General features: G+C 54.2%; 11 protein-coding genes. 6 read left to right on the top strand and 5 right to left on the bottom strand.

The features are described 5' to 3' along the window. Positions 1–22: 22 nt before the first annotated feature. Entirely contained in the window at positions 23–487 is a 465-nt protein-coding gene (locus tag AC3CB2_RS20445; RefSeq protein ID WP_352936060.1) for a type III secretion system chaperone, read from the bottom strand. Positions 488–671: 184 nt separating this feature from the next. After that, positions 672–1,577 (bottom strand): LysR family transcriptional regulator, encoded by a 906-nt coding sequence (locus AC3CB2_RS20440; protein WP_352936058.1) that lies wholly within the window; start codon positions 1,575–1,577, stop codon positions 672–674. A 108-nt stretch (positions 1,578–1,685) separates the two neighbouring features. Here AC3CB2_RS20440 and AC3CB2_RS20435 point away from each other — a divergent pair, with 108 nt between their 5' ends. After that, positions 1,686–2,144 carry an SgcJ/EcaC family oxidoreductase gene (locus tag AC3CB2_RS20435; protein ID WP_193384380.1) on the top strand — a complete coding sequence of 153 codons (459 nt, stop codon included), beginning with the start codon at positions 1,686–1,688 and terminating at the stop codon, positions 2,142–2,144. Positions 2,145–2,184: 40 nt separating this feature from the next. Next, a complete protein-coding gene (locus AC3CB2_RS20430; protein WP_352936056.1) occupies positions 2,185–2,922 on the top strand; it encodes a VOC family protein in 738 nt (245 codons plus the stop codon). Here AC3CB2_RS20430 and AC3CB2_RS20425 read toward each other — a convergent pair. Beyond that, a complete protein-coding gene (locus AC3CB2_RS20425; protein WP_352936055.1) occupies positions 2,909–3,625 on the bottom strand; it encodes a DUF4336 domain-containing protein in 717 nt (238 codons plus the stop codon). The two genes, AC3CB2_RS20430 and AC3CB2_RS20425, sit on opposite strands and share 14 nt — an antisense overlap. A gap of 374 nt (positions 3,626–3,999) precedes the next feature. Between AC3CB2_RS20425 and AC3CB2_RS20420 the strand changes: the two genes are divergently transcribed. Next, positions 4,000–5,838 (top strand): SLC13 family permease, encoded by a 1,839-nt coding sequence (locus tag AC3CB2_RS20420; RefSeq protein ID WP_352936053.1) that lies wholly within the window; start codon positions 4,000–4,002, stop codon positions 5,836–5,838. Here AC3CB2_RS20420 and AC3CB2_RS20415 read toward each other — a convergent pair whose 3' ends face one another. Beyond that, positions 5,839–6,894, bottom strand: a complete 1,056-nt coding sequence (locus tag AC3CB2_RS20415; RefSeq protein WP_352936051.1) for a helix-turn-helix domain-containing protein — start codon at positions 6,892–6,894, stop codon at positions 5,839–5,841. 291 nt (positions 6,895–7,185) lie between these two features. Between AC3CB2_RS20415 and AC3CB2_RS20410 the strand changes: the two genes are divergently transcribed. Continuing rightward, the gene (locus AC3CB2_RS20410) at positions 7,186–7,608 is read left to right on the top strand and encodes a DUF805 domain-containing protein (RefSeq protein ID WP_352936049.1); all 423 of its coding nucleotides are present in this window, start codon (positions 7,186–7,188) and stop codon (positions 7,606–7,608) included. Positions 7,609–7,708: 100 nt separating this feature from the next. Here AC3CB2_RS20410 and AC3CB2_RS20405 read toward each other — a convergent pair whose 3' ends face one another. Beyond that, entirely contained in the window at positions 7,709–9,313 is a 1,605-nt protein-coding gene (locus tag AC3CB2_RS20405) for a DUF1963 domain-containing protein (protein WP_352936047.1), read from the bottom strand. 332 nt (positions 9,314–9,645) lie between these two features. Here AC3CB2_RS20405 and AC3CB2_RS20400 point away from each other — a divergent pair, with 332 nt between their 5' ends. Both AC3CB2_RS20400 and AC3CB2_RS20395 read left to right on the top strand, forming a co-directional pair. Next, on the top strand, positions 9,646–11,022 hold the full coding sequence (locus AC3CB2_RS20400) for a sodium:solute symporter family protein (protein ID WP_352936045.1): 1,377 nt from the start codon (positions 9,646–9,648) through the stop codon (positions 11,020–11,022). A 189-nt stretch (positions 11,023–11,211) separates the two neighbouring features. Next, positions 11,212–11,577 carry a hypothetical protein gene (locus tag AC3CB2_RS20395; RefSeq protein ID WP_086003626.1) on the top strand — a complete coding sequence of 122 codons (366 nt, stop codon included), beginning with the start codon at positions 11,212–11,214 and terminating at the stop codon, positions 11,575–11,577. The last annotated feature ends 791 nt before the right edge of the window (positions 11,578–12,368 follow it).

The raw sequence follows: 12,368 nt of genomic DNA, 5'->3' as shown, positions 1-12,368 counted from the left end.
GAGCTCTCTGTGTATGTGGGGGTCAAACTTTCAGGGAGTTTTCAGGCAGTTCTGTCGGCAGGTCCTGCATGGTGATCTGGCCGGATTTCAGAAGCTCACTCCAGCCTTGTGCGCGCTGGGCGAACTCGGTGAGGGCGGTGAAGAGATCACGGCGATCCAGCCCATTGACTGGGATGTCCCAGAGCAGGGTGAGGGTTTTGTCGGTGTCTGCCAGCATGGCAAAGCGCAGGCTGCCAGTGCCAGCCCATGACTGATTGACCTTGAGAAGATATGCCAGCAGCTCGGCTGGATTGGCTTCTGGGAGTGGCGCGAGTTCTGCGCTGATGGCAAGGGCGTGTCTGTCTTCTTCAAGGGTGGCGATCACATCCAGACCCGTTGTGAACTGGAAGAGCCAGCTGTCTCGGTTTGGATCTGCAAAGGTTGACGCGTCCACGAGCAGATCGCTGACTTCCGTGATGAGCTTTGAGACTTCGTTGTGACTGACCATTGTTTCCGCCCTGTGTTTTCCTGAGGGTGTTTGCTCAGGAGCATTGATTGCCGCCGTCCACGGCGTTGTTCCTGCAAAAACAATAGGGGGAGGTGAGCTACGCAATTGTGCTGATCAGCATAGCTCACGGATGTTTGAACCAATGTATGTTGGTTCTTCGGTTTTAGAGGTGTTGCCCGAGGGCTTAGTGCAAGGCGTTTGTGAGTGCCTGCTGAACTGAGCTGATGGTTTCCTGAACGGACTTGGGGGGCAGGTTGTCGTAGGTGTGCACCGCATAGATTGGGGTTGGTGCGGGATCCGCCAGACCCGCAAGTGGCATCAGGCAGCCGGACTTGAGATCCTTCGCAATGCCGATGTCCGGTAGAAGTGCGATGCCAAGGCCGTTACGGGCAAAGGCTGCGATGGCCTCAATGGTGTTGGCTTTGACCGTGGAGCGGAAGCTGAGGTCAACAGGCTTACCATTCTGCTGGGTTGGTAGTTGGTGTTTCACCACCGCTGGCTCTCTTGTATGGGCGATGTAGGGCAGAGACTGCACCCACTCCCAATAAGCAGGGGTGTCTGCTTCCGGTGCTTTCGCCAGCAGATCCGGCGCAGCGCACAGGATATCGTGCAGTGTGCCAATGCGGCGAGCCTGAAGGGTGCTGTCGGGCAACTGGCCTACGCTGATGGCAACATCGATGCCTTCAGAGATCAGGTTCAACCGCTTGTCCTCCGCAATCACGGAGGGCTGTAGTGTTGGGAACTTTTGCGTCACGCTGGCAAGTGCAGGCGCAACAACAGGTGCGATGAGCGCGTGCGGGGCTGTGAGGGTGAGCGGGCCGGATGGTGTGGCGCCGAAGCTTTCCATCTCTGTTTCCGCCTGTTGGGAGAGTGCCAGAATTTCCTTACAGCGCTGGTAGTATCGCTCTCCAGCTGGTGTCAGCGACAGATGGCGTGTGGTGCGGATGGCGAGTTTCACATCCAGTTGCTCTTCCAGTCGTTTCAGGTTTTGGCTGACTGCCGATTTGGCGATGTTCAGCTCCTCCGATGCCCGGGTGATGGAGCCGGTTTCGACAACGGTGACGAATGAGAGCGGAAGGGCCGAGAGCATTACTGTTCTCCAAATGTGAATAGTGATTTCCAGATTAGTCTGTTTTTCAAACAATGAAAATGAACCAAAAGAAGTTCATCAACATCGCATCGACATGGAGACCACGTGATGACCTTCCTTAAATCTATCGCTCTTGCTGCAACCGTCGCAGTTGGATTGAGCGGACAGGCTCTGGCTGATGAAGCTGGTAAACTGGCAGAAGGGGAATACAAGCTCAGCACTGCTGTCGCCACTGCAAGCCGTGCCTGGCGTGATGCGTTCAATGCTGGTGACGCAAAAGCTGCTGCTGCTCTTTATGAAGAAGATGCTGTGATGGTGGTGAAGCCATTTGGCACCTTTAAAGGCCGCGCACAGATTGAAGCATTCTGGACCGATATCATCTCAAAGGGTTTTGATGATGTGGTTTACAGCGATACTGTCACCACTGTTCTAGACCAGAGTTCTGCGCGTGTGGCAGCAAACTGGAAGATGAACAACGCCCATGGCATCATCACCAATGAGCATTGGGTTCTGCAGCCGGATGGCCGTGCGCTTCTGCGTGAGGACCACTTCGAAATCGCGCAATAAAGAAACAGAAGCCCAACACCCTGAAACAAGGACACTTCCCATGGCAAAGCTTGATACTCTTCGTTTGCGTGTTCGTGATGCGGCAGCGCTGAAGCGGTTTTACTGCGATGTTCTGGGCATGTCTGATCAGGGTGATGGGCGCATTGGCTATACGCCAGAGCAAGTTGCGCTCCGGTTTGAGGAGGTGGGCGGAGTATACCGTCCTCAGCCCACCGATCTTTACTGGAAGATTGCAATCTCAGTGCCCAACATCGAGCTGGCTTGCGCCCAGTTGCGGGCACAAGGCGTGCCGGTGACAGAGCCACAGCAGTTTCGGGATGTGGGGTACCTTGCCAAGTTCACCGACCCGGAAGGGTTCACCATCGAGCTGATTGATCATCACTTCCAAGGCGAGCGCCCTGAGAAAGAGCATGATCAGACCTTGCTGGGCGGCGGCCCACACATCTCACTGGTGACCTTACGCTGTGCAGATATCTCCGCAGTTGAACCAGACCTCCTCAACGGAGGCATGACACCGCTTTCCGTCCAGCCCGTCGAGCTGTATGGCTTTACGCTCTACTTCTACGCCTTCACTTCTGAGCAGTCTCCTAGCGCTAATCTCACCGCTGTTGAGAACCGCTGCTGGACCTATCAGCGCCCCTACACAGTACTGGAAATCCAGCATGTCCCAGCGATGCAGGAAGAGACACAGACAGACGCAGATGCCTCCGGTTATGACGGCCTGACGGTTTCTGGCGCTTCCTTGGCATTAAACCGTCTGCAGATCAGCTCTGAGTAATCTGGCTGACCTTCAACCAGCGGAATGCGCGGTTTAGATAGGCGGCACCATCTGAAGTTACTGGATTGCCATGGGCGATCACGACAGCTTTTGAAGGCCAGTTGAGCACTTTTCTAAGTGCTTCGCGGGCGGTTGCCTTATCCCGAAAGGCAACGCGGAATTTGCGGGGGACGCTTGGGGTGGGTTCTGTCATCAGGTCCAGCCGCGCGATGAGGGCGCGCCAACCTTTGAACCATCCTTTTGGAAACTGCTGCAGAAGGTCCGTGAACAGAGTGGTTCCACTGGCTTTGTGAAAGAACACCACCTCAGTGGTGATGGAGTTGCCTCCGACCATGGACTGCTCAATCTCCCTCTGCCAACCTGCCGGGGCTTCATCGCTTAAGGTTGAAGCAAAAGAGAGGTCTGGTCGCTTTTCTGCCAGGCCGGGAGCTGCATGGAGTTTGGCTTCTGGATAGGCCTGCGCCCATTCCGTGAGGAAGCTGTCGTGCAGGTGATTGGGGGCGATGATGTGGCGAACGGAGCCGAGGGCATCAATCTCGCCTTTCAAATCTTCCGTCAAAGCGATGGGAGACCAGATGAATAGCTCGCCATCCTGCAAGCGGATGACCGCCATGCGGGTTGAATAATGAAATCCAAGAGCAGCTGTGATGACCGGCCCATTTGCCAGCCATAATTCCGGAGCGAATGAGAGCAGTGATGACATGACATTCCCCAATGTGGATGTCTGGCGTCTGGAGCAAGACGCCGTATGGTCACTACACTAGGGTATCTGGCTGATGTGTGAAACATTCAATTTCCGCCAAATTTGCGGCTGTTTCGGTCAGGCTGGCAGCTTACCAAGCGCGTTTCTGGCTCTTTAGCAAAATTGAATAAAGTATAGGTGTAATGCCCTATAATATATCCACAGTCACAAATACGCGGTTTGGCAGCAAAACGTTTACTTATATCTCACGATAAACTAAGCGAGGCTTTGTAAGGCTTCCTGTCTTATTAGGAATTGTCGCGTATGCCTCTTATACATCGCATGACAATTGCCAGTAGACCACACTGATTTACTTCTTGAAGGACGCTAAGACTATGTCTTGGGAAATGCTCTTCACCTTCTTCGTACTTTTTGCAGCTGTCATTCTGTTTGTCACCGACAAGCTGAGGCTGGATCTTGTTGCGATCATGGTCATGCTGGCCCTTGGGCTTTCCGGTATTCTGACGCCTTCTGAGATGCTCTCAGGATTTGGGTCGACGGTGGTTATTCTGATTGCTGGGCTGTTTATCGTGGGTGAAGCGCTGGCGCAGACGGGGATCTCCTACGCAGTTGGCGACAAGATTGTGCAGGTCGCTGGCGATCAGGAATGGAAGCTGATCGTGCTGCTGATGCTGACGGTTGCGGCGCTTGCTTCTGTCATGAGTGTGACCGGGGCAGGGGCGATCTTTATTCCCGTGGCGATCCGGCTTGCGAGCCGCTCCAACCTTTCTCCCTCCCGATTGCTGATGCCGCTGGCTTATGGCGCGTTGATTGGCGGGATGCTGACCCTGATTGGTACGCCGCCAAACCTGATTGCCAATGCGCAGCTGCAAAATGCCGGGATGGAGCCGTTCAACTTCTTCATCTTTACGCCGATCGGGCTGGTGATCCTGATTGTGGCGGTGATCTATATGCTGGTGTATGGGCGGCTGTTCTTGCGCGGTCAGCAGCGGCCTCAAAGCGCGACGGAGCAGGGGCGGCGGACGCTGCAGGGGTTTCTGGAAGCCTATGATATTGAAGACAAGATCGTTCGCCTGCGGGTGAGTGAGGAATCTGAGCTGGTTGGCCAGACTGTTGTGAGTGCGAAGCTGCGCCGCCGGATTGGGCTGACGCTGTTCGGGCTGGAATATACCTCCTCCACGACCAAGCGACTGAAGGTAACCTCCACGCAGACAAACCGGGCCTTCAAGGCAGGAGACATTGTGTTTGGCGTGATGCAGGAGCCGATTAGTGCGGATGTGTTTGCCTGCATTGGGCTGCAGCTGTTGCCGATGGGAGAGGAGGGGCATCACCTTTCCGCTCGTGAGCTGGGCATGGCTGATTTGATTGTTGCGCCGGATTCCAAGCTGATTGGCCGCAAGATCAGCGGTGCGGGGTTCCGGACCAACCACAGCCTGAGTGTTGTGGGGCTTATCCGCAAAGGAGAGGCGCTGCATGGGAACTTCGGGAATATCGAGCTGAAGTTTGGAGATCAGTTGCTTGTGGTTGGGGATTGGGAAAACATCGGCAAGCTGCAGACTGCGCGTGAGAACTTTTTGTTATTGGCGTTTCCTGAAGAGATCAAGAACTACCTGCCGCGTCGCCGGTTGGCGCCGGTTGCGCTGGGCATTTTGATGCTGATGCTTGTGCTCATCATCTTCCGCGTGGTGCCGAGTGTGACGGCGGTGGTTCTGGCGGCGACTGCCATGGTGTGTGCTGGCTGTGTGTCCGTCAACCGGGCGTACTCTTCCATAAACTGGCCCAGTCTGGTGCTGATTGCGGGGATGATCCCCATGGCGACGGCGCTGGAGAAGACGGGCGGGCTGCTGCTGATCGTGGATCAGATCATCGCGCTTTATGGGGACAGCTCGCCTTACATCATGCTGATGTCGCTGTTTTTGCTGACCTCTGTTTTCAGCCAGTTTACGTCGAACACGGCGACAGCGGTGCTGATTGCGCCGGTGGCGTTTGAGGTGGCCTCGATCATGGGTGTGCAGCCGGAGCCGTTTTTGATGAGTGTGGCGATTGCGGCGTCTACTGCGTTCTGTACGCCGGTGGCCTCGCCGATCAACACGCTGGTCATGGGGCCGGGGAACTATCGCTTCAAGGATTACGTAGTGATTGGGGTGCCGTTGCAGATCATGGCACTGGCGATTGCGACTTTGCTTATTCCGGTGTTCCTGCCGTTTTACTGATTAGCTCAGGTTCAGGATCCAGTCTTCGTATTGGCGGCCCTGCTGGCTCTGAGCGCGTGTGGCGGCGGCGATGTCGTTCAGGCGGGTGCGGACGTCGCGGGGGGAGAAGCCGAAGTTGTGTTTGAACATGCGGCTGAAGCTGCTCTCATTGGTAAAGCCGAAATCCAAAGCCACCTGATAGGTTGCTCTGTGGGTGTTGCGCGGGTCCATCAAGGCGCGCAGCACGGCTTTCATGCGTCTGTCGCGGATGTACTTGCTGACACCGCCATAAGGCAAAAACAGCTCGTAGAGTTTGCTGCGCGAGACGTTGACCGCGCCGGTGAGAAGGTCCGGCGAGAGGCTGGGGTTGGTGAGGTTGGCTTCTATGATGCGGCGGGCTCTGGTCATCAGGGCCAGATTGACGCCATCGCGGCCAGCCTCGCTGTCATGGGGGACGCCGTTCAGGCAGGCAGCGATCAGGCCCATGGTTGCGGGCACCACTTGCTGAGCTTGCTGCATATCCAGTTTGTTGCTTTGGGCGCTGATGGACGAGATGTGCTCGCGCAGGATCTGGTTCAGCGGATGGGCTGCGGGCAGGGTTTTCAGGTTACAGTCGTCCGGGCCTTGCAGCAGAGGGGCGAGCTGTTCGCGGGCGATGAGGATGGAGCGGTTGCTGTAGCTGCGTGAGAAAGAGCCGCCTTCCTGCGAGAAATCCAGAAAGATGGTGTCGCCCTTGCCCAGAGTGACGCTTCTGTCGCCTGCATAGAACTCGGCCTCGCCTTCATCATGAACCATCAGCAGGTAGTGATCCACGCCGTCTTTGGCCATGGCGGCGTTGGTGCGGTTGGCGATGTGGGCCTGTGCGGTGACTTGCGAGAGCATGATGGAGCCGAACAGGACGGATTTGACTTCGCCGAAGAAGTCGAGCTGATCATCGCCGCTGTGAAGCTCTGCCTCGCACAGGCAGGCCAGACTTTCCCGCCAGACAGCGAACCTGTCTTTTTGCCTGATGGACTCCAGAGAAAACGAGTTCCTCGGAAGACGAGAAATAGTTTCTCCCTGAATGACCTCGCTCACCGGCCCCACCCCTGTCTCCTGAATGTCTCTACCCTACATCTTATGTGATATATTTAACAGTAATACAACTGAGGGATGAGCTGATGTCGCGGTCGTATTTCTCAGTGTTGGGCTTGGTGTACTGGCGCTTCACAGCAGTTGCTGGCGGTTGGGTTTTACCACTTGCGATCGGTGTTGTGTGGGGAGCAGGTTTGCTATCTGCACGCTCGATATTTTGGAATAGTGCGATGGGTTGGGGAACTCTAGAGTTGCAATGTCAACTCAAACGCACATGAGCAATGCGGTGGTGGGATGTTTTATCTTGGGTTTAAAGGCAGGTTGGGCAGAGCGAAGTTCTGGTTGCTGAGTTTGTCATGGACTGGTTTGCTTTTGTCTACTCTGTTGTATGTGGTCCATCCGCTCGAAGTTGGTTCTGACGCTGTTAAGTTTTCGCTCGTGGCTCTGTTGTTTGCGGCCTTCTACTACGTCCAGCTCTCGTTGTTGGTCAGGCGCTTACACGATATTGGCAAGTCTGGCTGGTGGTATGTTCCTTACTTCTTCATTCCTACAACCTACCTCCGCTTTTTCAATCAAAACCCAGAGTATGAAGCCCCACTCATTGTCAGTATTCTGATTGTTTTATTGGCTATCTTTGGCATGCTGAACGCCGGTTTTGCAGCGGGGACCAAGGGGGCGAACAGGTATGATGTGGAGACGGCCCCGGTAGCTGCATGAGCTGGGATGTGAAAGACTATAAGACGGATCAAGTGATTTCGCTCGGAAATGAAACCTCGAATAGTCTAACTGCGCAAGTTATTAATGGGCTTTGCAGTTCCTAGAGCTTGAACTTTTTGAGATGCAAATAGCCATTACCGGTGGTGACCAGAACTTGTGAAAAGTCGCGTTTAGCTAAATCTTGCGGCCGGATCCAAAAGATTAAGTTTCGATCTCCAATGTTCAAATCCATACCTGTGTCATTACAAAACTCTATTAGCAAAACATAACCTTCTGGTGGTGGCTCATTGTTGACGCTAATTGTTGTAGGCGCTCCCATGAGACGGTGGGGAATGGCAAAGTAATCGAACGTATCTTGTGGTTCGTCGAGATTATCGTTGTATGCCGAAAGACGAGAGAATGGCCTGTGCCACAAGCTTTCATAGGCCATTGCTATTGGATCAAACCCATCAGGACCACAGTCGGGATGCCATATCTGCTCTCTCACAGATGTATGTATAGAGTTGTTTAGTCTACGGGCTAGTGAGATTTGCCTTAGATCCCAAACTTGATCACTCGCATCGTCCATTGATTGCAGAGTCATTAAAAAATCATCGCGACGATCTTCTGTCATAACTCCCAGGGTTGGGTGGTTGTCAGCTTCCGCAAGCCAAAATGAGAGAATCTTAATGGCTCTGCCTATAGCGGTGGCCATATCAGCCGTTGTCTCTTCGCGGTACAGTTGAACATGCAGTTCTCGCCGCAGTATTACGCAAAACCTTCGAAGGGCGAGCCAAGTAAGAGGGCCCTCTGCGCGACCTTGCCACGGACGTGAGCGATGCCAAGGATTTGTTTTTGCCTCGTTAATTCCAAATGCTTCAATCCAAGCTTCTCCAAGCAGTTGGCCATAACTGTGAGCTAAAGGTCTCCACTCACCGCTTGTAAAGGTTATACGTTTCAATTTTGGTAGATTGGATTGGCTCGATAAATCAGGTTTTTTTGTTTCAGCACTATCATAAATGGAAGCACTATGGTTCCAGTCATTCCGATAGCTCTTGATGAGAGCGAACTCCAAAGGCCATCGGCTACGTACTGTTGGAAAGAGTTCTTCTGATTTACTGCGTTCTAAAAGGCCGAAATGAGGGTAACCTTTTGTTTCTCCCCACGGTCCCTCCCACCATGGCGGGCCGTTTGGGGGCTGGCGTTCAGCAAGGGAGCTGGCGTCAATATCACGGTAGATTACGTGGCTTTCACTAGTGTCCTTCACCCCCTCGAAATAGTCGAAATAAACGTCCAGCTCGGGACCCGCGAATATCCAAATTGTTCCACTTTCTGGTAACCAAGGTTTAAACTGTGAGCGGGGCAAAGATGCACAATCGATCTGCGCAAGAAAGGCACGAGGCTTGTTTGTCTCTGGAGCTACTGGCCAAGGTACATCTTCCGGAAGTTTAGGTAGCCCGCCCATAAAAGAGGTTGCTGGTTTGGCTGGGGCTGGTGGAAACATCCGCGCCATCCCGATCGCAGGTTCCTCAGTCTCAGCAATAATTTCTCGTAATTCAGCATCCGAGAAACGAGGCTGTGGGGTTGGAGGCATATCCTCGAGAATGAACTTTCTCACGGCCACACCCAGCGGCAAATCTGGATCAAACTCGACAGGAATAGATGTTGGACGTGAAGGAAACGCTTTTTTGCCTTTGATTATCCGATTTAGAATTTTGCGGAGCATCTTTCGTCCTAAGGCTTGCGGAGCGCGCTCTAGATAATCAAAAATCTTGCGACATACTCCTGCTATGCGATTGAATTAGTGCACTAAACGGGGGGACTGAGAAACCTGTCGATTTCAGGAGTGACTTTTTGGGAATGTGAAATCATGAGAAAAATCACATTTGTGGTGAGTGCACGCCAGAGGGCTGAAGCTTGCGGTACTTATGCATCCAAAGAGAAAAAGTAGCCTCCCCCAAACCCCGCCTTTTAATGGTCTGTCTCACTCTCATGTAATGTCTTCCTGTTAGACGTGGGCGCGATTGCTCCTGTGTCGTCTAAAAGGAACCCCTGCTGATGATCGATATGATTATCGTGGCTGGCTATTTGGTTGGCATACTTGTGGTGGGGCTTTGGGGTGGCCGGATACAGCGGGGGCTGAAGGATTATGCGACGGCGGGGCGGGAGTTTGGGTCTCTTGTTATCTTCGCCACCATGTCTGCCTCCTTTATTGGTGGGGGCTTTTCTACCGGCAATGCAGAGAAGGTGTTTCTTTATGGCGTTGCCAACATTGTGGCGCTGTGGGGCTTCAGCTGCAAAGAAATCGCCGTTGCCACGCTGATTGCGCCCAAGATGAAGGCTTTTCCCGATGCGGTTTCGGTTGGTGATGTTATGGGCCAGGCCTATGGCAAGCTGGCCAGAATAACCACGGGCGTTTGCGGTTTGATGCTGTGTTGCGGCATCGTGGGTGCGCAGGTTGGCGCGATTGGCGTCATCTTCAATGTGTTTTTTGGGCTGGACCGGTTCTGGGGGATCGGGATCGGCTGCGGTATCGTTATTCTTTATACGACGCTGGGCGGTATGCGGGCGGTGGTTTACACCGATGTGGTGCAGTTCGTTATTCTGGCGATTGGGATGCCGCTGGTTCTGGGCTTTGGCATTTATCAGATTGGCGGTGTTGATGCGCTGTTTGCAGCGGTGCCGCCGGATCATCTTGCTCTGCCCGGGCCGGACTTTGGCTGGATGGGGCTGATCGGGCTTATTCTTGTCTTCATGTTTGGGGAGACACTTGTGCCTCCTTATATGCAGCGGTTGCTGGCAGGGAAGACGGCGAGCGCTGCGGCGCGGGGTACGCTTTATTCCGGGTTGTTCTCTTTTCTGTTTTTCGCGATCACCGGTGCCATTGGGTTGGTGGCGCTGGCGCTGGACCCGGATCTGAACCCTAACAATGCCATGTCCTTTGTGATTGTGAGTGTTATGCCACCGGTGCTGAAGGGCCTGGTGTTTTCTGGTGTGATTGCGATTGTGATGTCTTCTGCCGACTCCTATCTCAACTCGGCCAGTATTGCGTTTGTGAATGATGTTTGGCGGCCTTTGCAGCGTAAAGAGATGCGCGAAGAGAACCTGCTGTTTGTTGCCAAGCTGGTGACGCTGGTTGTGGGGCTGCTTTCTATTGTGTTTGCCGTCTCTATAGAGAGCATTCTGGATATTCTGATTTACGCCTACAATTATTGGGCGCCGATTGTGCTGGTTCCGCTGGTTGCGGCGATCTACGGCATTCGCCGTGGGACGGCTGCGTTTCTGGCCGGAGCGCTCACCGGTGTTGTGGCCACTGTGGTTTGGCAGAGCGGTCTGAATTCACCGTTTGATCTGCCCGGACTGGTGATTGGCGTGCTTGCCAATCTGGTGGTGTTCCTCTGCGTGCCGCGCTCGCCCATCTATATACATGACTGATTATGGGCTTGCCGGGTGCGGTGGCGCTCAAGACTTTTTGAAGTTTCGTGGCTTGCAGTGTGGCAGGGGGGCGATAGCCTCACCTTCACTTATAAGCGGCCTGCTGTTCTGCCGGGCCGGTTTCATTTTTGGTAGGCGTCGTTCTGGCCGGTTACGGCTTTGGGAGATGCTGAACAGATGGAGATTTTGATGCGTGCTTTACTCTCAGGTGTTTTTGTCGCGATGCTGGCCACTCAAGCTATGGCGGGTGATGCCAGTGTGGTTGCCGCAAAGGTGACGCCGCAGGCTGACGGCACCTATCGGTTTGATGTCACCGTGCGCCACGGGGATGAAGGGTGGGATCACTACGCCGATGCTTGGGAAGTGCTTTCTGAAGATGGCAAAGTGCTGGCGGTGCGCACGCTGGCCCATCCGCATGTGAATGAGCAGCCGTTTACGCGCTCGCTGAGCGGGGTGCAGGTTCCGGCGGGGATGGACCGCGTTGTCATTCGCGCCAGAGACAGCGTTCATGGATATGGCGGTGAGACGCTGACGGTGGATCTGCCGGATCGGTGATTTCGGATTGCCGTTGCTGTTTGTGTTGCGGCGCTGGCTGGCTGCCGGATCTGGCGGGGCGGGGATAAGCGGTGTTTGCCGCTGCTTTGCCGCGCGGGGATAGCGGGGGGATGCCTTTGCTATATGCCAGAGTGGTGGTTTGGGGGTGAGGTGGCGTTGATGCGGGGTGGTGACGGTGTTGGTTTGGTGCCGGGGAGGTGCTGGATTGGCGGGCCGGGCCACATAGCAGCGCAGCTCACACCGAAATAACGGCGAAAAACGCAAAAGAACGCAGACTATGTTTATGGGCTGATGACTGCGGGTGCTGGTGGGCTCGTTTGTGGGCATGCTGTGTGGTTGTTGGTGGGCCTGATGGTGAGGCGGAAAACGACTCGCTGAAGTATCAGAGAGCGGAAATGGCGGTTCTGGTGCGGATCGGGCCGGAAATGGCCTCAGGCGGGGTGTGTGTAACCCTGAACAAGGTTGGATATCCCCCTCTGTGCAAATTTTGGTTTTGTTAATTTTTGAATTTGGTTTGTGTTGTTTTTGGCTTGTTTGTGGGGTTTTTGGGGTGTGTTGAGGGGTGTTTGGAATGATATATGAGGAGTTGTTTTTGTTCGAATTTTAGTTTTTCGCAGATAGTTTGGTTTTTTTGAGATTTGCGTGTTGACGGGTGGGGCTGGTACGCCTATAACCCGCTCCACGCCAACGGGGCGGGCCACTGAGGCGCCGGCTTGAAGGCACAGAAACAGAAGGATTTACGGGGTTTTAGATAAGCTTTGTAGGTCTGGATATTGAGGCGAAAGTCTCCG

This window comes from Pseudovibrio sp. SCP20, from assembly GCF_057774105.1.
This window is presented reverse-complemented; position numbering and strand designations above follow the sequence as displayed.